Source organism: Agrobacterium radiobacter (genome assembly GCF_040801995.1).
Taxonomy (GTDB): domain Bacteria; phylum Pseudomonadota; class Alphaproteobacteria; order Rhizobiales; family Rhizobiaceae; genus Agrobacterium; species Agrobacterium radiobacter.
The window spans coordinates 1,881,590-1,902,172 of sequence record NZ_JBEGHX010000002.1 but is presented as its reverse complement, the minus strand read 5'-3'; the positions used below and the strand labels follow the sequence as shown (position 1 = coordinate 1,902,172).

At 61.3% G+C, this 20,583-nt stretch carries 17 protein-coding genes; 6 read left to right on the top strand and 11 right to left on the bottom strand.

What is annotated here, in order from left to right; translation table 11 throughout:
- Positions 1-118 precede the first annotated feature (118 nt).
- A complete protein-coding gene (locus MRBLRC7O_RS22500) occupies positions 119-991 on the top strand; it encodes a helix-turn-helix transcriptional regulator (RefSeq protein ID WP_020009807.1) in 873 nt (290 codons plus the stop codon).
- A 21-nt stretch (positions 992-1,012) separates the two neighbouring features.
- On the opposite strand, the gene MRBLRC7O_RS22495 is transcribed toward MRBLRC7O_RS22500, so the two are convergent.
- The 6 genes from MRBLRC7O_RS22495 to MRBLRC7O_RS22470 form a co-directional block, all read right to left on the bottom strand.
- Positions 1,013-1,312, bottom strand: a complete 300-nt coding sequence (locus MRBLRC7O_RS22495) for a HigA family addiction module antitoxin (protein WP_020009806.1) — start codon at positions 1,310-1,312, stop codon at positions 1,013-1,015.
- 55 nt (positions 1,313-1,367) lie between these two features.
- The gene (locus tag MRBLRC7O_RS22490) at positions 1,368-1,649 is read right to left on the bottom strand and encodes a type II toxin-antitoxin system RelE/ParE family toxin (RefSeq protein ID WP_080864441.1); all 282 of its coding nucleotides are present in this window, start codon (positions 1,647-1,649) and stop codon (positions 1,368-1,370) included.
- A 75-nt stretch (positions 1,650-1,724) separates the two neighbouring features.
- Complete coding sequence (locus MRBLRC7O_RS22485) at positions 1,725-2,534, bottom strand: ABC transporter ATP-binding protein (protein ID WP_080864442.1); 810 nt, start codon at positions 2,532-2,534, stop codon at positions 1,725-1,727.
- Positions 2,531-3,565, bottom strand: coding sequence for a FecCD family ABC transporter permease (locus MRBLRC7O_RS22480; RefSeq protein WP_080864443.1), 1,035 nt, complete (start codon positions 3,563-3,565; stop codon positions 2,531-2,533). Before MRBLRC7O_RS22480 ends, MRBLRC7O_RS22485 begins: the two co-directional genes overlap by 4 nt.
- Before the next feature lie 2 nt (positions 3,566-3,567).
- Entirely contained in the window at positions 3,568-4,605 is a 1,038-nt protein-coding gene (locus MRBLRC7O_RS22475; RefSeq protein ID WP_153315842.1) for a FecCD family ABC transporter permease, read from the bottom strand.
- A 2-nt stretch (positions 4,606-4,607) separates the two neighbouring features.
- Entirely contained in the window at positions 4,608-5,618 is a 1,011-nt protein-coding gene (locus MRBLRC7O_RS22470; protein WP_080864445.1) for an iron-siderophore ABC transporter substrate-binding protein, read from the bottom strand.
- A 221-nt stretch (positions 5,619-5,839) separates the two neighbouring features.
- On the opposite strand from MRBLRC7O_RS22470, the gene MRBLRC7O_RS22465 reads away from it, so the two are divergent.
- Positions 5,840-7,963: a TonB-dependent siderophore receptor gene (locus MRBLRC7O_RS22465; RefSeq protein WP_367727681.1), complete on the top strand. Its 2,124-nt coding sequence runs from the start codon at positions 5,840-5,842 to the stop codon at positions 7,961-7,963.
- 80 nt (positions 7,964-8,043) lie between these two features.
- On the opposite strand, the gene MRBLRC7O_RS22460 is transcribed toward MRBLRC7O_RS22465, so the two are convergent.
- Entirely contained in the window at positions 8,044-8,937 is an 894-nt protein-coding gene (locus MRBLRC7O_RS22460) for a helix-turn-helix domain-containing protein (RefSeq protein ID WP_367727679.1), read from the bottom strand.
- A 215-nt stretch (positions 8,938-9,152) separates the two neighbouring features.
- Between MRBLRC7O_RS22460 and MRBLRC7O_RS22455 the strand changes: the two genes are divergently transcribed.
- Positions 9,153-9,329, top strand: coding sequence for a hypothetical protein (locus MRBLRC7O_RS22455; RefSeq protein WP_077998798.1), 177 nt, complete (start codon positions 9,153-9,155; stop codon positions 9,327-9,329).
- Positions 9,330-9,485: 156 nt separating this feature from the next.
- Here the strand turns inward: MRBLRC7O_RS22455 and katG are convergent, their stop codons facing one another.
- Entirely contained in the window at positions 9,486-11,657 is a 2,172-nt protein-coding gene (gene katG / locus MRBLRC7O_RS22450) for a catalase/peroxidase HPI (RefSeq protein ID WP_060727232.1), read from the bottom strand.
- A gap of 211 nt (positions 11,658-11,868) precedes the next feature.
- Here katG and MRBLRC7O_RS22445 point away from each other — a divergent pair, with 211 nt between their 5' ends.
- On the top strand, positions 11,869-12,777 hold the full coding sequence (locus MRBLRC7O_RS22445; protein WP_060727233.1) for a hydrogen peroxide-inducible genes activator: 909 nt from the start codon (positions 11,869-11,871) through the stop codon (positions 12,775-12,777).
- 60 nt (positions 12,778-12,837) lie between these two features.
- Here the strand turns inward: MRBLRC7O_RS22445 and MRBLRC7O_RS22440 are convergent, their stop codons facing one another.
- The 3 genes from MRBLRC7O_RS22440 to MRBLRC7O_RS22430 form a co-directional block, all read right to left on the bottom strand.
- On the bottom strand, positions 12,838-13,719 hold the full coding sequence (locus tag MRBLRC7O_RS22440) for a DUF3313 domain-containing protein (RefSeq protein WP_080864449.1): 882 nt from the start codon (positions 13,717-13,719) through the stop codon (positions 12,838-12,840).
- A gap of 108 nt (positions 13,720-13,827) precedes the next feature.
- Entirely contained in the window at positions 13,828-15,162 is a 1,335-nt protein-coding gene (locus tag MRBLRC7O_RS22435; protein WP_080864450.1) for a sensor histidine kinase, read from the bottom strand.
- On the bottom strand, positions 15,159-15,833 hold the full coding sequence (locus tag MRBLRC7O_RS22430; protein ID WP_080864451.1) for a response regulator transcription factor: 675 nt from the start codon (positions 15,831-15,833) through the stop codon (positions 15,159-15,161). The genes MRBLRC7O_RS22435 and MRBLRC7O_RS22430 overlap by 4 nt, the downstream gene beginning before the upstream one ends.
- Before the next feature lie 278 nt (positions 15,834-16,111).
- Here MRBLRC7O_RS22430 and MRBLRC7O_RS22425 point away from each other — a divergent pair, with 278 nt between their 5' ends.
- On the top strand, positions 16,112-17,272 hold the full coding sequence (locus MRBLRC7O_RS22425) for an efflux RND transporter periplasmic adaptor subunit (RefSeq protein ID WP_367727678.1): 1,161 nt from the start codon (positions 16,112-16,114) through the stop codon (positions 17,270-17,272).
- A 1-nt stretch (position 17,273) separates the two neighbouring features.
- Positions 17,274-20,426 (top strand): efflux RND transporter permease subunit, encoded by a 3,153-nt coding sequence (locus MRBLRC7O_RS22420; protein WP_367727677.1) that lies wholly within the window; start codon positions 17,274-17,276, stop codon positions 20,424-20,426.
- Positions 20,427-20,583 lie beyond the last annotated feature (157 nt).

Genomic DNA, 20,583 nt, shown 5'->3' with positions numbered 1-20,583 from the left:
GCCTTATCGGGGTTGCCGTTCTCCTCAAGGCTTTCCCCTGCGCTGATCAAAGTTTAGCAATGACAGCCGCATATAAAATGCACTAATGTAGTGCATTATTGTACTTTTGGAGGCCGGAATGCCGCTGCATAGCCAGATTGCCGGCAATCGCGTGGAGATCACGGCGCGCACCCTCGCCTCGACGCTGCGCATCTCCGAGTTCCGGCTGGAATCGGACAGCGCCCATCTGCTTCTCCTGTCCGCCGGGGAAGCGGAAATTCTCCAAGGTGAAAAGACGCTGCCCGTTGTGGCACCGGGGCTCGTCTGGTTGCCCATGGGCCCCACTGGCCGCCTGCGGCTGACTGCCGGAAGCCGTGGATCTCTGCTGAGGACGAGCGAAATCGGGCTTGCCCATGCGATGCCCACCGGCACGAGTGCGAGCGCCGTGCGCAATATATTGCAGCGTGTTCTGACGCAGGTGCCGGCGGAAAGGGACCGGCAGGAACTTGCGGGTTATCTCGAGACCATCGCCAGCGAAAATGTCCGCGCGACAACCGGTTCGGACACGATCATCGCCAGCCTGCTCTCCGTCACCCTCATTCGCATCTGCCAGCACGCCATCGCCGATATTGCCGCGGCCGTCTCCACGCCCGGCAGCCTCACCGAGCGTTTCGTGCTACTGGTCAGCCAGCACAAACGCGATCAATGGGGCGTGGAAGACTATGCAAGGCAACTCGGCGTCAACCGCGAACGCCTTGGATTTGCGGTGCGCAAGGCGACGGGGCTTTCGCCGCAGGCCTATATTCACCGGGAACTGCTGTCCGAAGCGCGGGACCTTCTTCTGAACTCATCGCTGCAAGTGGCTGAAATTGCGTTCCGATTGGGATTTCAGGACCCCGGTTATTTCAATCGCTTCTTCACCCGCAACGAGGGCACGTCTCCCGGCCGGTTCAGGAGAACGGCAACGCGAATGCAGAACGTGCCGCCGCCGTCTTATGCGGCCTGGCCATGACCTGACAGGCGGGGCTGAGAATTAGGCCGCTTCCAGTTCCTTGATATTGGCAAGGTCCGCTTCCAGCCTCACAGCCGCCGCCTTAATGTCGAAGGCGTTCTGCAAGTTCAGCCAATATTCCGGTGTGGTCTTGAAAAACTTTGCAAGGCGCAAGGCGGTGTCGGCGGTGATACCAAGTTTCTCTCCCGCAATCCGTTCTATGCGGGTGCGCGGAATATTGAGGTGCCTTGCAAGAGCGTAAGCCGACATCCCCAGCGGCTCAAGATAGAGTTCCCGCAGGATTTCGCCCGGATGGATCGGAGGCGATTTACTGATTGTCATGCTCGCTGGCCCTCCTTGGCCGATTTTTCATGAGCCTCTCCACGAGAATTCCAGACTAGTGATAGTCGGTTATTTCCACGCTTTCCGGCCCTGCTTCCGTCCAGACGAAGCAGATGCGCCACTGCTTGTTGATCCGGATCGAATATTGGCCCTCATGATCGCCGGACAGCTTTTCCAAACGATTGCCGGGCGGTGAGCGAAGGTCTTCTACCGTGGTCGCCGCATCCAGGATCGTGAGCAGCTGCTGGGCGCGGCGTACGAGATCGGCGGGAAAGCCCTTCTTCACAGATCCGTCGTCAATCGATGCGGTCAGCTTGTTTTTGAAAGAACGGATCATTGCTGGCCTCGTGATGTTGATATCATAAACAGATACGCACAGAAGTCAACAGAACCGTATCTTAAAGAGATACGCCTATTGCCACCCCGCCACCGTCCGATGCCGCCCGATCGGCAGCATCATCGGCTTGCCAGAGGTCGGATCTTCGATGACCCGGCTTTCGATGCCGAAGACGTGGCGGACATTCTCCTCTGTCAATACGTCCTCCGGCGTGCCGAAGACATGCAGCTTCCCGTCCCTCATGGCGACGAGATGATCGGCATAACGGGCTGCGAGATTGAGATCGTGCAGCACCATGACGATGGTGGTCTCACGGGTCTGATTGAGGTCGGTCAGAAGATCCAGCACCTCGACCTGATGACTGATATCGAGGAAAGTGGTGGGCTCATCCAGCAGCAATATGTCGGTCTGCTGGGCGAGCGCCATGGCGATCCAGACACGTTGCCGCTGGCCGCCGGAAAGCTCGTCCACCGGCCGCTCGGCCAGTTCCACCGTATCGGTGGCGACAAGCGCTGCGGCGACGGCCTCGTCATCCTGCCGCGACCAGCGGGCGAACAGACCATGATGCGGGTGCCGGCCTCGGCTGACGAGATCGGCGACCACAATGCCCTCCGGCGCTATCGGCGATTGCGGCAGGAGGCCCATGCGCCGTGCAAGCTCACGCGAGGGAAGATGATGGATCGACTTTCCATCGAGCAGAACCTGGCCGGCGCGCGGCGTGATCAGCCGCGACATGCTGCGCAGCAGGGTGGACTTGCCGCAGGCATTGGCGCCAACGATGACGGTGATCTTCCCGCGCGGGACAGTGAGGTCCAGCCCGTCGATAATGAGGTTTTCGCCATATCCGGCCGAGAGGCGGCTTACGGAAAGGGAGTGGCCGGTCATAACGAGCCTCCGCTGCGGTTGACCCGCACGATAAGGTAAATCAGATAGGGTGCGCCGAGCGCGCCCGTGACGACGCCGACCGGATAACGGCCCGGCAACAGGAACTGGCCGCAATAATCGCCCACCAGCACCAGCGCCGCCCCGACCAGAGCCGCAGGAATGAGCAGCGAGCCGTTGCTGCCGACGATGCGCGCCGCAATCGGCCCGGAGAGAAAAGCGACAAAGGCGATCGGCCCGGAGACCGCCGTTGCGAAGGCGATCATGCCCACGGCGGCGATGATGACGATGATGCGGGTTCGCCCCACCCGCACGCCGAGCGCTGCGGCCGCATCGTCACCCAGTCTCAGAGCTTCCAGATCACGCGCACGGCTGAGGAGCAGGCCGCCGAACAGGATGAGCGCGACGAAAAGCGGCAGCAACTGGGCGATCTTCGCGCCGTTGACGCTGCCGGTCAGCCAGCGCATTGCCTCCTGCAGCGTCCAGGCCGGCGCGACGGAGAGAATATAGGCAATGAAGCTTTCAAGCATCGCCGACACGCCGATGCCGACAAGGATCAGCCGTGTGCCGGCCACGCCATTTCGGAAGGACAGGAGATAGACCAGAAGCGCGACGCCCAGACCGGCGGCGACGGCGAAGACCGAGACCAGCGGCCCGCTCATCTGCAAAACGACGATGGCGAAAACGGCTGCGGCACTCGCGCCGGAGCTGATGCCGATGATGTCGGGGCTGGCGAGCGGGTTGCGCAGCATGATCTGGAAGGCGACACCGCCGAGCCCGAAGCTCAGGCCTGCGAGAACCGAAAGCAGCGCGCGCGGCAGGCGCAACTGGCCGACGGTGAAGGTGACGCCGGCGATATCCTCCCCCAGCAGAACGCGGATGACATCACCGGGCGGCGTGAAGGATTGCCCGAGCATCAGCGTTATTGAGAAAGCGGCGATCAGGAGCGCGGACAGGGCGAAGACGACAAGGCGACGCCGGCGCTGGCGGGCGTGGCGGTTGAAGACGAGAGTTTCGATGACGGGAGCGTGCATGGTCACAATTCGCGCACCCTCTGGCGTCTGACAATCCAGATGAAGAAAGGCGCGCCGACGAGGGCGGTGACGATGCCGACATCAAGTTCGGACGGCCGCGCCACAATGCGCCCGACAATATCGGCGGCAAGCAGCAGACAGGCCCCACCTAGGGCCGAGAACGGCAAAAGCCAGCGATTGTCCACGCCAACCAGCAGGCGGCAGAGATGCGGCACCACCAGCCCGACAAAACCGATCGGCCCGCAAATGGCGGTGGCCGCACCGCAGAGCAGAATGGCGCCGAAGGACGCCACGGCTCTGGCTGCCATGACATTCTCGCCAAGCCCGGCCGCGATTTCATCGCCGAGCGCCAGAGAATTCAGCTTGCGCGCCGAAAGCAGGCTGATGATGAAGCCGGCGGCCAGAAAGGGCAGCACGGTCTCGATGCGCTCGAAGGTCGCCCCACCGACGCCGCCGATCTGCCAGGAGCGGATGCCGCCGGCAATATCGCTGCGCGGCAGCACGACGGCGATGACGAGCGACGAAAAGGCGACGGAGGTGGCGGCGCCCGCAAGTGCGAGTTTCAGCGGGGTCGCGCCGCCTCGCCCCAAAGAGCCGACGACATAAACGAAAACCGCAGATGCCCCCGCCCCCGCAATTGCGGTGATGATGAAGGCCTGCGCCGTGGCGATGCCGAACCAGACAATGCCGATGACGACGGCTAGCGACGCCCCCATGTTGACACCGAGAATGCCGGGATCGGCAAGCGGATTGCGGGTAACACCCTGCATGATGGCGCCGGCCAGCCCGAGTGCGGCCCCGGAAAGCAGCGCGAGCAGCGTGCGCGGCAGGCGCACCGCAACCGCCGCTTCGGCAACCGTCTCGACGCGGCCGCTGAGCCCACCAACAATATCCGCAAAAGAGACGTCACGCGTGCCGATGGCGACAGAGAGCGCACAGAGCAGCGCGAGAAGCGTCAGTACCGCGCCGAGCCATGCGGTTCTCGCGCGGCTGGAGCGGCCGGCGAGCAGCACCGTTGTCGCTTTGCCGGGTCCGGACATTGTCACTGTGATTTCCCGGAGGATTTGTCGGCGGCCTTCGCCAGGAGATCGGCATAGTCCTTCAATACCCATGAAATCGACAGCGGTGTGGGGTTGGAGGCCGTGCCAAGCGGATCGCGGCCGAGCATGACGATCGCATCATTGGCGACGGCCGGCATGCGGGCGAGAAGCGGATCGGCGCGCATGGCGTTCAGCAGCGGCTGGCTGCCATAGGTCACGACGATATCGACATCGTCAAAGGCATCCACACGCTCGGCGCTGACGCCGGCGGCGAATTGCCCCGGCTTCGTCGCCTCCAGGACGCTTTTCGGCGAGGCGAGCCCCAGATCGGCGAAGAACTTCACCCGGGTGTCATTGGCCGTATAGAAATTGACGACGCTGAGATTGGTGGCGTCGAGATGGGTGACGAACATGGCCGACTTGCCCTTCAGCTGCGGGTAGCCGGCGGCGACCTGCGCGATTTCGCCCTCGGTGCGTTTGATGAGCGCCTCACCTTCCACCGCCATGCCGAGCCCGGCGCTGTTGAGCCGGATCATCTCGCGCCAGTCCGTCGCCCAGGGGGAGACGGGATAGGCGACAACAGGGGCGATCTGGCTCAGCGTATCGTAATCGGACTGGCTGAGGCCGGAATAGGCGGCAAGGATGACATCCGGCTGCGTTGCCGCCACGGCCTCGAAATCGATGCCGTCACCCTCGTCGAACAGAACAGGCTTTGCCGCGTCGAGTTCGGTGAGCCGCTTTGCCACCCATGGCAGCAGGCCGTCGCCATCATCATCGCCGAAATTGGCCGCCGCAAAACCGACGGGCACGATGCCGAGCGCCAGCGGCACCTCATGGTTCGCCCAGGCGACAGTTGCGACCCGCTGCGGTTTCTTCGCAATCGTGGTCGTACCGAACGCATGTTTGATGACGATGGGATAGCTGGCCGTGTCCTCCGCCGAGGCCATATCAGGCGCGATCATCGACAGGAAAAGCACAAATACCGGCACGAGGCAGCGAAACGGGCGAAGCATGGCAAAGCTCTCAAAGGTTCAAAAGTGGACTTGAACTCTCAGCTTCAAATGCCCCCGTCAAGCCCAGGCAAGAAATGCCGCCGCAACAGCGGTGAAATTTCCGGGGTTTTGTACAAAACCGCAAAAAGTTACAATACCGGACAAACTTTCTCAAGTTATTGGGCGCTTCGAGAGTGGGCCGTGAAAACGGCGATCGGGGCATCAAGGTCTGGAACATACCAATGAATATCGAAACCGAAGGCAGACACTGCAAAACCGCGCGACGTCGTTACCAGGAGGCGGCCCTGCTTGCCTGCACGGCGCTTGTTGCCACCCTGCCCGGCTCCCTGCTGGCGCAGGAATCTGCCAATACGGGCGGCAGCACGGTTCTGGAACGCATCACCATCGACAGTGGCGACAATGACGACCAGAAATCGATCGTTGCCACCCGCACCACGAGCGGCAGCAAGATGGCGTCCGATATTCTCGACACACCTGCCGCCGTTTCCGTCATCACCGCCAAGGAAATGCAGCAGCGCGGTGTGCAGACCGTGGAGGAGGCGCTGCAATATACCGCTGGCGTGACCACGGATTTTTACGGCTCCGACGACCGTTTCGACTATTTCAAGATTCGCGGTTTCGATGCCTATACCTATCGCGATGGCCTCACCCTCGGCCGTCCCTTCGGTGCCCTGCGCGAAGAAACCTATGCCTATGAGCGGGTGGAAGTGCTGAAGGGCGGCAATTCCACCACCTTCGGCGTCTCGGATCCCGGCGGCTCGGTGAACTATTCCACCAAGGTGCCGAAACGCACCCGTTTTGGTGAAGCCTATGTGACCGGCGGCTCCTACGGCCGCGCCGAAACCGGCTTCGATTTCGGGGACAACATCACCAGCGACGACACGCTGTCCTATCGTCTGACCGGCAAGCTCAGAAATGCCGATGCGGAATATGACTATTCCCGCGATGACGAGAAATTCTTCATGGGCGGCCTGACCTGGCGTCCGACCGACGTCACCAGCCTCACCGTCGTTTACGATCATCTCAACAAGGATGGCGTTCCCGGCGGCGGCGGCCATCCCGTCGGCTCGCATTTCGACCGGAGCCGCTTCTTCGGCGAACCGGACTACAATTATCGCGGCACAAACCGCAATTCGCTGAACGTGATGTTCGACCACGATTTCGGCTCGGGTCTGACCCTGAGTTCCAACGCCCGTTACAGCAAGGCGAATACGGACTTCGGTTATGCCTATATCTCGTCGACGCCGACCAACGGTTCGACCATCGCCAACCGTTCCTATTTCGGCAACGACACCGAGACCGAAAACTTCCTGATCGATACGCGCCTGCAATATGACACGCGGTTTGAAAATGTCGAAAGCCGCAGCCTCGTCGGCGTCTTCTACAACGACTACACATCCGGCAGCAAAAACTACTTCGGCGCTGCGCCGAACATAAACTGGATGAACCCGGTCTATACCGGCGCACCCTCCTCGGTGCCGCTCTTCTCCAACTCGCTGACGGACCAGAAAACCAAAGCCATCTACCTGCAGCAGGACCTGACCTTCTTCGACAGGCTCACCGTCAGCGCCGGCCTTCGCAATGACTGGATCGACACCGACCAGACCAACCGGCTGAATGGCACGACGGCAAGCGGCGACATCAGCGAGCTGACCAAGCGCATCGGCGTGTCCTACAAGGTCACCAACGAAATCGCGCCCTATATCAGCTATGCCGAATCGGTGGTGCCTGCATCCGGTCTCACCGTTGAACCGGAACGCGGCGAACAGATCGAGCTCGGCGTGAAATACCGGCCGCACGCTTTCCCGGCCCTGTTCACCGCCTCGATCTACGATCTGAAGAAGAACAACATCACCGTCACCAGCCCGATCACCAGCCTGCCGACCACCATCGGCGAGGTGCGCGTGCGCGGCCTCGATCTTGAAGCGAAGGCAGAGGTAACAGACAATCTCAGCCTGACGGCGGCCTATTCCTATCTCGATGCGGAGATCACCGAAAACGGCACCGGCGGCAATGTTGGCAACCGGCCGCAATTCGTCCCCGAGCATCAGGCTTCACTGTGGGTCAATTATACGCTCGAAGGTAACGACCATTTCGGCGACATGACCTTCGGTCTCGGCGGCCGCTATACCGGCGCCTATTATTTCGACAATTCGAACAAGATCGAAACCGGAAGCAGCGTGACCGTGGATGCGGCATTCAGCTACAAGATTCAGGAAACCGCCTCACTGGATGTCAATGTCTCCAACCTCTTCAACGAAAAACACGTTTCGTATGGCGGGTTCGGCGCTGACTTCTACAATCCCGGCCGGGCGTTTTCCGTGACTTTGCGAAAGACGTGGTAGAAAAAAATATCTGATTTCAAACTACTATACGACAATCCTAATGTTTAACGTCATCCTCGGGCTTGTCCCGAGGATCCAATTCAAAGCAGCCTGTGCAGACGCCGCCAGGCGGCGGGCGTGTTGCCCACGGACTGGCGGAAAGCCTTGGTCAGATGCGCCTGATCGGAAAAGCCGAGCTGGGCGGCGATATCGGCCACAGTCAGATCGCCTTCCAGCAGAAGTTTCTGGGCCGCGTTGATGCGACGTTCCAATTGCCATTGCAGCGGCGTCTTGCCGGTGCTCTGGCGAAACACGGTCGCGAACCAGCTTTCCGAAAGCCCGACAATATCGGCCATCTCGGCAACCGTCATACGGTCGTCGCCACGCTTTTCGACCTGGGCAAGAAGCTTGTTCAACTGCGCCTGCGTCAACCGGCCATTCACCTGCTCCGGTGAAGGGCCGGGAATATCCAACAGGCCGGCAACGATGCTGCCGACGAGACTTTCCGCATAGACCGCATGTTTCGAGGGCTCCGCCAGCTCATCGACAAGTAGCCCGGCAAGGGTTTCCACCGAGCCGATATCCTGTATCTCGACCGGGCGGCGCAGCGCCGTCATCGCCGCCGAACTGCCGACCGAAGGTGACAGGAAGCGCAACAGCCGGTCCTTGTGAATATGCAGGTTGAGATGCGAGAACCGGTGCGAGGCGTTGCTGCTCGTCCACATCGGCACGCCAGCCGGCACATAAACAGCGCGTGTCATCGGCCGCGAATGGTTGCTGAACTCGCCGTTCCGGTTGGACATGCTGATGCGCGAAGACACATCGTTGAAAAAAATCAAGATGCGCGGATCGGCGGCAAGATAATAACCCTTCGCCCCCATCTGGCTTTCCGCCTCCCAGAAAGCACTGACGAGCCCGTCCAACTGGCGCCACTTCACCGGCGCAGTGACGCTGATCCCTTCCGTGTGCCAGGTCATGGAATGCCAGAAACTCAATGCGGGTACCGTCCGGTTGTCGGGTTTGGGTTGAGGGCTTGGAAGACAGGCGCGCGGCGCCAGTCATCGCGCTCCGCCCCAATAACATGACTTATGAATTCATGTTAATAGCAAAGATCGTTATGAAGAGAAACATTCACTGACACGACTATTCTGGAACCTCTGCCCAGGACACCCGTTGAACTCCTGACAGGAACGCAACAATGGAGACTATCATGGACAGCAAGAAGGAACCGGGCAACTTCGCGGACAAGAAGCGCGAAGAGAAGGGCCGCGGCGTCATCGTTGCCGGGCCGGATGCGCATGAGAATGAAAAAAGCGGCATAGCGCCCTCGGAAAAGGCCGAAAAATCCTCTCCCGGCAAACCGGTTTCGTCTTCGGACAGGCGATAGGGCAGCACATCCCACTACGAGCGGAATGCAGAGGCGAATAACCTCCCCTCATGCCGGATCGCGTAGTGACTGATTCAATCTCGCCAACCCACCGGCCGCAAAAACACCTCCCCGATCGCTCAGGGAGGTGCATCACCATTTAACGGTCGGCCTTCCTTACAGAAGGTCGAAACGGTCAGCGTTCATCACCTTCGTCCAGGCGGCGACGAAATCACGCACGAATTTCTCCCTGCTGTCGTCCTGTGCATAAACTTCCGCATAGGCGCGCAGGATGGAGTTCGAACCGATGACGAGGTCGACGCGGGTGGCGGTGTACTTGGCTGCCCCAGTCTTGCGGTCACGAATCTCATAGAGATTGTTGCCGGTCGGAACCCAGGAATAGGCCATGTCCGTCAGCGTCGTGAAAAAGTCCGTCGTCAGCGCGCCGGGCGTGTCGGTGAACACGCCATGCGCCGTACCGGCATAATTGGTGCCGATGACGCGCAGGCCGCCGATGAGCACGGTCAGTTCCGGCGCGGTCAGGCCCAGAAGCTGCGCGCGATCCAGCAGCAGTTCTTCGGGGCTGACAACATAGTCCTTCTTGACCCAGTTGCGGAAACCATCCGCCAGCGGCTCAAGCGGAGCAAAGCTGTCGGCATCCGTCTGCTCGGCGGAAGCGTCACCACGGCCGGCCGCAAAAGGCACGGCAATGTCGAAGCCGGCCGCCTTGGCCGCCTGTTCCACACCGTAATTGCCGGCGAGAACGATCACGTCCGCAATACTCGCGCCGCTTTCACGGGCAATCTGCTCCAGAACCGAAAGCACGCGGGAAAGACGGGCGGGCTCGTTGCCTTCCCAGTCCTTCTGCGGTGCGAGGCGGATGCGTGCGCCATTGGCGCCGCCGCGCTTGTCCGAACCTCGGAAGGTGCGGGCGCTGTCCCAGGCGGTCGAGACCAGATCGGCAACGGAAAGGCCAGACGCCGCGATCTTCGCCTTGACGGCAGCGACATCGTAGCTGGTGGAGCCTGCCGGGATGGGATCCTGCCAGATCAGGTCTTCCGCCGGAACGTCAGGGCCGATGTAACGGGACTTCGGCCCCATGTCGCGGTGCGTCAGCTTGAACCATGCGCGGGCGAAGACGTCCGAGAAATGATCCTGGTCGTCCTTGAACTTCAGCGAAATCTCGCGGTAGATCGGGTCGACCTTTAGAGCCATGTCGGCATCGGTCATCATCGGAATGGTGCGGATCGAGGCATCCTCAACGTCCACGGGCTTGTCTTCTTCGGCGATGGTGATCGGCGCCCATTGTGATGCACCGGCAGGGCTGTGGGTCAAGGTCCACTCATGCTTGAACAGCATGTCGAAGAAGCCGTTGTCCCACTTGGTCGGCTCGCTCGTCCAGGCACCTTCGATACCGGAAACAACCGTGTCGCGACCAATGCCGCGGCCCTTGGTGTTGATCCAGCCAAGACCCTGAAATTCCGGGCCTGCGGCTTCCGGGTCGGGGCTGAGGTTGGCGGCGCTGCCATTGCCGTGCGACTTGCCGATGGTATGGCCGCCGGCGGTGAGAGCCACGGTTTCCTCGTCATCCATACCCATGCGGGCGAAGGTCTCGCGCATCTGCGCCGCCGTTGCCAGCGGATCGGACTTGCCGTTCACACCTTCCGGGTTGACGTAGATGAGGCCCATCTGCACGGCGGCAAGCGGGTTTTCCAGCGTCTCGGGCTTGGTCACGTCGCCGTAACGGCCATCGCTCGGCGCCAGCCATTCCTTTTCGTCACCCCAATAGGTGTCCTTTTCCGGAGCCCAGATGTCTTCACGGCCGAAGGCGAAACCGAAGGTCTTCAGACCGGCGACGTCGTAGGCAATGGTGCCGGCGAGCGCGATCAGGTCTGCCCAGGAAATCTTGTTGCCGTATTTCTTCTTGATCGGCCAAAGCAGGCGGCGGCCCTTGTCGGTGTTGACGTTATCAGGCCAGGAATTGAGCGGAGCAAAACGCTGGTTGCCGGTGTTGGCGCCACCACGACCGTCCGTTACGCGGTAGGAACCCGCCGCATGCCAGGTAACACGGGCCATCATGCCAACGTAGCTGCCCCAGTCGGCCGGCCACCATTCCTGGCTGTCGGTCATCAGGGCACGCAGATCCGCCTTCAGCGCCTCGACGTCGAGCGTCTTCAGGGCTTCGCGATAGTTGAAGGAGGTGCCGAGCGGATTGGTCTTGGTATCGTGCTGATGCAGGATGTCGAGGTTCAGCGCATTCGGCCACCATTCGGTAACTGATTTACCGGAGGCCGTGTTGCCTCCATGCATGACGGGACACTTGCCAGCCGGTTTTGAAGTTGCGTCCATTTCGCCCTCCGATGGGTTTAGCAATTAAACGAAATAATCAATTCGACATGTGCAGCCTGTTGGAGCCAGAGCCTGCGGCAGGTCATGGGAAACCGTGCAGCGAGGCTGATGATCTCTGACAGCTACAGCTTCTTTCTGTCATGAAGATGACTAACAGCCGGGTTCCATAATTTCCAATTGTATATTCTAAAGGCTGCGATATGCTGAGCTTATGATTGCGCTCTCCATGAAACATCTCCGTTATTTCGACGCTCTGGCCAAGATCGGCCATTTCGGTCGGGCGGCGGAGGCATGTGCGATTTCCCAGCCGGCGTTGTCGCTGCAAATCCGCGAGCTGGAGGAACTGATCGGCGCGCCGCTTGTCGAACGCGGCAGCCGCCAGATCCGGCTGACGACGCTTGGCGAAGAATTTGCCGAGCGCACCCGCTCGATCCTGCGTTCGGTGGACGAGCTGCAGGATCTGGCGCGTGCGGGCCAGGGCCCGCTCAGCGGCCGCCTGCGCATCGGCGTCATCCCGACGGTCGCGCCTTATCTTTTACCACAGGTCATCAAGACTCTCACCCGACATTATCCCGGACTGGAGGCCCGCCCGCGCGAGGCGGTGACGCAGAAGCTTATCGAGGACCTGCTGGAAGCCCGGCTCGACATGGCGATCGTCGCCCTGCCCGTTTCGGAGCCCGCGCTGGAAGAGGTTCCGCTGTTTTCGGAGGAATTCATTCTGGTGCGGCCGATGGAGGATGCGGGCATGCCGGTGCCGAGCGCCGACAAGCTCGGCGAAATGCGGCTTCTGCTTTTGGAGGAAGGCCATTGCTTCCGCAATCAGGCGCTTTCCTTCTGCAGCACGACCAATGCGCCGCCGCGCGTGCTGATGGAGGGCTCTTCGCTCTCCACCCTCGTGCAGATGGTCGGCGCCGGCATCGGCGTTACGCTCATTCCGCAGATGGCCGTCGATATGGAAACGAGGCAATCCACCGTTTCGGTATTCCGGCTTGCGGAACCGCGCCCGTCGCGCACCATCGGCATGGTCTGGCGCAAGAGCAATCCGCTTTCGGCCCAGTTCGCCCATATTGCGGAGATCGTCCGCGAATGCGGCCTCCAGAAGCTCGGCCTCGCGGCATAGGGACTTGGCTCGGACGATCGCGCGCCGTAATGCGCGCGATCTTCATATGGAGCGGCTGGCCTATCGCGAAGCGGCTTTCGCGCGCCCGTCGTCGGTCCATTGCGGCGGCGCGCCGAACTTGTCGGCCACCATGCCCTTCAAGCCACGTGACCGGCCATAGGCATCGCACTCGACATATTTCGGTTTTCCGCCCAGAGCCGACCGGATTCGATGGCCGGAAGGAATAGAGAGGTTCAGGCCGTCGGAAACTTTGCCTGTCACGAGAATACGCGAGAAGTAGTTGGAGAAATCGGTGGCAAGCTCGTAAGCGTCGCCGATTTCCGATGCGCGGGCGTTACCAGTGATGGAATTCGCGCCCTTGGACCAGACAGCCGCCGCACGCTGAACGCCGCCACTATCCACCGCCTCGGCCTCGACGGCCAGCCCGCCAAGCCCGAATGGGAGACGCGGCACGCTGACCGGCAGGACGAAGCCGCTGCCGAGCGTCACGGCCGTCGATACCCCGGCCATGGTCTTGTCGGTCGGCACCAGATCGGTGATGACCGTGCGCACCGTCATATCCGCCGGCTGTCCAAGAGCGGCGATTCGGTATTTATCGCTGAGCGCCACGCAGATGGCGCGATCCAGCGCATTCGAAACAAGGGCACGATCCTTTTCCGATGTGATCCGCGACGAGGCGGCGAAGGAGAAGGTGGTCGGCACGATGGCGACGGTCTTGACCCCGGCCAGCCCGGTGGCGTCCACGAAGGTTCGCGATTTGGTGAACTTTCCCTTGGCCGGGCTGAGCTGCGCATAGGAGGTAAGCGTGCCACCTTCTTTCAGTGGCACGGAGGTGCAGCCGGACATGATGATGGCGAAGGGCAAGGTGGCGAAGGCGACACCGCGGCTGCGGGACGCCTTGTCGCCGGAACCCCGGGCAAACAGATTCCACTGTTGTTTCACTGCACGTACTCCGGTTGGGATGATTGATCCTGTGCCCCGCACGGTACGACAGCTAAAATTGCGGCAACATTACAATCACCAGCCTCTGGACAGCGCGCAACGCGACGATCAGAAACGTAACCGGAAGGTGCTTCCGAAAGCGCTGCTATCCAGAAAGATTCGCCCGTTATGGTTGGCGACAATCTGCTTGACGAGGCTGAGGCCAAGCCCTGCCCCGGTGCTGCGCGGTGTGATGCGGTAAAAGGGCTCGAAAATCCGTTCCCGCTGGTCTTCGGCTATCCCCTGCCCTTCATCGGAAATCGCGATCTCACCATTGGCGAGAACCGAGATATGGATCATCCCCCTGTTGCCACCATAATCGATGGCATTGCGTACGATGTTGCTGATGGCGCGCGGCAGGGTGAAGGGGTTGCCCATCACCTCATATCGCGCGATCTGCGTATCGAAGGAGATGTCATAACCCGCCGAAAGCGCAAGCGGCGCAAGATCGGCGACGACGGTGCGGGTCATCTCGACGAGCTCCACCGTCTCGCGCCGGTCGTTCACCTGATCGTTTCTTTCGAAAGCGAGAAGCTGTTCGGTGGTTTCGCCAAGCCGCGCGACATCCTCCATCAGGCGTTGCTGTTCCGGCCCCGGCAAGCCCTCTATCCGGGTCTGCATGATCGCAATTGGTGTTCTAAGCTCATGCGCCGCATCGATGAGAAAACGCTGGCGCGCCCGAAACTGCTCTTCCAGCCGTTCGAGGATGCTGTTGAAGGCAAGGATCAGCGGAACCACCTCGCGAGGCACATCCTCGACGGGAAGCTTTGAGCCCGGCCGCCGCGGATCGATCTCGGGGGCCTTTTTGACGACGGAACTGAGGCCGGAAAGCGCCTGGCGCACGATGCGGGGAACCGAGAAGAACACGGCGGGCAGGATGACAGCCAGCAGGGGAACGTAAATCTTGTAGGTTCCGGCAAGAAGCGTCAGGAACTGCCCGCCTACATGCGTCGTTCCGCCGAACATGACCCTTACCGCACCCCATTTCGTTTCCATGCTTTCAACCAGGGCGACCTCGACGATGCCCTTTCCTCCACGAATATCGGCATCCGTCATCAGATGCAGATACCGCGACAATTCCTCATAAACGGCAGGCACGGCGCCGTAGGTCGCCACCCGCCCATCCAGCGTGGAGGCAACGAACCAGAGTGTTGAGTTCTCCGCCTTCAGGGCCCGCAATGCCGGGCTCTCGGTAATGACCAATCCCTTTTGCGGATCGAGCGAAAGTGAACCATCAAGCGTGGCCGAGAGGTCGTCCCAGAGCGCAATATTGGGGGAAAGCATCATCACGCCGTAAAAACAGAGCCCGATGATGACCACGGCAATCATGGCAGAGACGACGACGCTGAGCTGCCAGCTCAGTTTCCACCACAAGGACGGGTTGGACGTGCCCTGCGCTTTCATGCTTCTTCCTTCAACAGATAACCGATACCACGAATATTATGGACGCCGACGCCTGCGGATGCATCGAGCAGGCGTTTTCGCAGCCGCGATATATGCGCGTCGAGCGCATTGGACTGGATCTCCTCCTCGTAATTGTAAACGGCTGCCTCGAGCGTGGAGCGCAGCACGGATTTGCCCTTGCGTTTCGCCAGCGCAATGAGAACCGCAAGCTCGCGTCTTGGCAGATCGAAGGGAACCGAATTGATCGTGACGCTGAGATGGAGCGGATCAATGACGATGCGGCCAGCGGTGATCTGGGCCGGCGCAAGGTTTGCCGGCCTCCTGAGAACCGCGCGCACCCGCGCCAGCAACTCGCCGACGAGAAACGGCTTGCCAAGATAATCGTCTGCGCCGCCGTCCAGCCCCGCGATCCGCTCTTCCGGCTCGTTCATCGCCGTCAACAGAATGATCGGCGTGTCGATACCTGCGCGGCGCAGCTGCGGAACGAAGGAGAGCCCTTCCCCGTCAGGCAGGCGACGGTCGAGCAGAATGGCGTCATAGACGTGCTGACGCGTCAACTCCATCGCATCGCCGAGCCACATGGTATGGTCGATGACGATCCCCTGCTTGCCGAGCGTCGCCGTCAGCGCATCCGCCATTTCCTTTTCGTCTTCGATCAACAGAAGTCTCATGCGTCACCGTCCCTTCGCCTTCCGTTTTCTGCCAGAAAGGTTGCGGCAGTATTGCGGCGAAGACGACGCTGGAGCATTTACAACCAGGATCCATAATGGTTTCACCTCTGGAAAATTCATAAAAACAGAACTTTGGAGCACTAGGCGGTTCCGTTTAGGCAGGCGCGCCCCGGAGGGTAATGCTGCTGCAATTATGGATGCCTATCCAGAAACCATCCGCCTCGACAGAGGCAATGCGACCGCCTGAGCGGCGGTCCCGGGATGGAAAGGATTTCAGTATGTGGATGAAGAGAACCATCAAGGCGGGGATCGCGCTTGCAGGTTGCGTTCTCGTTGTCACCGCTCTCGATCCGGCGCGCGGCGGCGTCGATGCGAATGAGCGTGTCAAAGGCATCGTGAACGGGCTCGTCGAAACCGCTTCGATGAGCCCCGCAGGCACGCCATTCGAGCTGACGGCCGCGGAAACGGCAAAGATCGGCACGCGCCCGATGGTGGAGCGGCTTGGCATCAGCGGCGAGCTTCAACCGATCACCCGTGTGGTGATCCGCGCCCGTGAGGCCGGCAAGATCGTGGAAATGAATGTCCGCGACGGAGATACGGTGCAGGCGGGCAAGCTGCTCGTGCGTTTCGAAACCGATGAGTTGCAATCGACGCTTTTGCTGCGGCAGAGCGACCGGGATGCGGCTGAGGCCGAGCTGATGCTGGCGATGCAGGCCCTGACGAGAACCGAACAGCTTGCCCTGAAAAACATCGCGTCGGCAGAACAGCTCGACAAGGCGAAAAGCGATGTCGCGGTGAAGACGGCAAGGCTCCAGAGCATTGCGGCGCAGGCGGATATCGCCCGCCTCGCCCTTCGCAATGCCGAAATCCGCGCACCCTTCAGCGGCACCGTCACCCGTCGGCTGGCCGAGGCGGGATCGCGAGTCGGTGCGGATGGCGAGCTTCTCACACTGGTCGATACCAGCGTGCTGGAAGCGAAGGTTCTTGTCGCCACCCGCGACATACCGCGCGTGGCGCTCAGCCAGACGGCGGAACTGGCGATCGACGGCCTTGGCGGCCAGATCGTCAAAGGCACGGTCGACCGCATCAGCCCGGTTGCCGAAGACGGCACCCGTTTCGTCGCCGTCTATCTGCGGCTTGCCAATCGGGACGGCCGGCTGTGGGGCGGAATGTTCGCCAGCGGATCGATCCTCCTGCGTGAAAAGAACGATGCGCTTGTCGTTCCCGCAATCGCGCTGCGCAAGGACGAGACGGGTTACCATGTGCTGAAGGTGGAGGATGGCCATCTTCGCCGCCAGACGGTCGCAGTCGGAGCGCGCTGGAACGATGGCGACCTGGTCGAGATCGCCGCCGGCCTGAAGGATGGCGAGACCATCCTCACCGCACCGCTTCCCGAACTGGGGCCTGACATGGCCGTCACCATCGACAAGGCAGGCTGAAATGTTTTTGACCCGCATATCCGTTACCCATCCCGTTTTCGCCACCATGATGATGGTGGCGCTTCTGGTCATGGGCGCCTTCTCGCTGCAGCGGCTTGGGCTGGACCAATATCCCAATGTTGACGTTCCCGTGGTAGTCGTCGTCACCTCTTATCCGGGTGCGACGCCGGAGACGGTGGAGACCGAGGTGACGCGCCCGGTCGAGGACGCGCTGAACGCCATTGGCGGCCTCGACGAGGTCACGTCCACCTCCTATGAGGGGCGCTCCGTCGTGGTCGCGAAATTCAAGCTCGAAGTGCAGAGCTCGGCCGCCGCGCAGGAGGTCCGCGACAAGATCGCCGCCATCGAGGCGAATTTTCCGAAAGACGCCAAAAAGCCCGTCATATCGAGGTTCGACCCCGCCGCCGAGCCGGTCCTGTCGGTTGCGATCAGTTCGACGTCGCTCGATGTGCCCGCCCTCACCACGCTTGCCGACCAGAGGGTGGTGCGGCAGCTGACGACCGTTGCCGGCGTCGGCCAGGCAACGCTGGTTGGCGCCCGCAAACGGCAGATCGATGTGACGATCGACGAGACGCGCATGCGCGCCCTTGGAATCGGCATCAACGAGGTTGTGAATGCGCTGCGCGCCGGCAATACCAACAGCCCGGCCGGAAGCGTCGTCGATCCCGTCTCCGAACGGACGATCCAGGTGCAGGGCCGTATCGAGGAGCCGCAGGCGCTGCTGGATATGGTGGTGGCAAGGCGCGGCGGCGCGGCCATCGAGCTTCGCGATGTCGCCAAACTTTCCGAAGGGGCAGCCGATGCCGAAAGCCGCGCCCTCTATAACGGCCGGACGGCGCTGGCGATCGACATCGTCAAGGTTCAGGGCGCCAATACCGTTGAGGTGGCGACGGATGTGAGAAAGCGCCTCGATGCGCTCAACGCCGAGCTTGCCCCGCAGAACGTGCAGCTGCGTATCGTCACGAATTCATCGATACCCATTCGCGAATCCGTCGGTCAGGTACAGACGACGCTGATCGAAGGTGCGGCGCTCGCCGTCGCCATCGTCTTCCTGTTCCTCAATTCCTGGCGCAGCACGGTGATTACCGGGCTGACATTGCCGATCGCCATCATCGGCACGCTCGCGGTGATCGATATCCTCGGTTTCACGCTCAATACGCTCAGCCTGCTGGCGCTGACGCTTTCCATCGGCATTCTCGTGGATGACGCCATCGTGGTGCGCGAAAACATCACCCGCCATCTCCATATGGGCAAATCCCACCTGCGCGCAGCCCTCGACGGCACCAATGAAATCGGGCTTGCGGTCATCGCGACAACGGCGACAATCGTGGCGGTCTTCCTGCCGGTTGCCTTCATGGATGGCATCGTCGGCCGGTTTTTCTACGAATTCGGCGTCACCGTCTCCGCCGCCGTGCTGATCTCGCTTTTCGTCGCCTTCACACTCGATCCGATGTTATCAAGCGTCTGGTACGATCCGGACGCCCAACCCGATGCAAAACGCGGTCCGATAGGCCGACTGATCGCGCGTTTCGACCGCGGCTTCGAATGGATGGCCGGTCAGTATCGCCGCGCCATCGGCTGGACCCTGCGGCACCGGCTCGTCACCCTGCTTGTCACATCGGGCATATTTATCGGCAGCCTGTTCATGGTGCCGCTGGTCGGCACGGAATTCGTTCCGAATGCCGATGAGGGCCGCTTCCAGGTCAACATCACCGCGCCGGTCGGCTCCTCTCTGGACTATACGACGACCAAGGTGCGGCAGGTCGAGAAGGCGCTGAGGGAATTTCCGGAGGTCGAGATGCTTTATTCCACCATCAACACAGGCGGCGCCGCCGGCAAACATCGCGCCGCCATATTGGTGGGCCTGGTGCCGCTCGATATGCGAAGCCGAACCCCGCTCTCCCTTGCCGAGCCGGTTCGCAAGCGCCTGTCGGCCATACCTGGCATTGAGGTCACGATCCTGCAGAATGGCCTTGGCGGCGGCGAAAGCCCGGTGCAGCTGAGCATCCTCGGCGACGACCGGGCTGTTCTTGAAAAAATCGCCGCCGGCCTAGTCGAAGACATGAAAAAAATTCCGGGCCTCGTGGATGTGACCTCCAGTGCGAAGGATGTAACCTCTGTCCTGTCGGTACGCCTGAAGCCTGCGGCGGCGAGCGATCTCGGCATTGCCCGCTCCGATCTTGCCACGGCACTCTCCCCCCTTATCGGCGGGGAGGATGTGTCGAAATGGACGGATACGGACGGCAATACGTACGATATCGTCATCCGCCTGCCGGCCGAGCGGCGGTCCGACCTGGCAAGTCTCGGTGAATTGATGATCGCAACCGGCCGCACGGCGGCGAACGGTGCGCCGCTGATGGTGCGTCTCGATCAGGTTGCCGATATCGGCATCATGCCGGCCCCCGCCGAAATCCGCCGCATCGACAATCGCCGCGAGATACTGGTTTCGGCCAATATTGCCGGCCGCACGCTTGGCGACGTGACGGAGACCCTGCAGGGCCTGACCGCCGGTCTTGACCTGCCGAACGGCTATCGCATCCGCTTCGGCGGCGACGCCGAAACCATGCAGGAAACCGTCGGCCATATGGTCACGGCGCTCAGCATGGCCGTCATCTTCATCTACATCGTGCTCGCCTCGCAGTTCGGCAGCTTCTTGCAACCGCTCGCCATCATGGCGTCGCTGCCGCTGTCGCTCGTCGGCGTCCTCATCGGGTTGATGATCGCCGGCAGCACGATCAACATGTTCTCGCTGATCGGCTTCATCATGCTGATGGGCCTCGTGACCAAAAACGGCATCCTGCTGGTGGATTTCGCCAATCGCGAGCGACGGCGGGGGCTCTCGCTGAACGAGGCGCTGGAGAATGCGGGTGTCATCCGCTTCCGTCCGATCATCATGACGACGCTTGCGATGATCTTCGGCATGATCCCGCTCGGCCTGGCCGTTGGCGGCGGCGGCGCGCAGCGCGCGCCGATGGCCCATGCGGCGGTTGGCGGCCTCATCAGTTCCACGCTGCTGACCCTGATCGTGGTGCCGACCATCCTGTCCTATCTGGACAGCATCATCAGGCGTTTCGCCCGCCTGTTACCGAAAGCGCCGGATGAAACGGGGCATTCGAACCATGAGGCGCAACCTTCCCAAAAGCAGCCGGCCTGACAAGGTCGGCTGGACACCAATCCGGCTGACAACGGGAAGGCGACACCGCCTTCCCGTCATTCCGAATGGTGCCCCTGTCGTCATCTCAGCAAAAGAATCGCAGCCGGGCCCGCCAGAAGCAAAGCGATGGCGATAATCGGATGGAGATAACGCAATA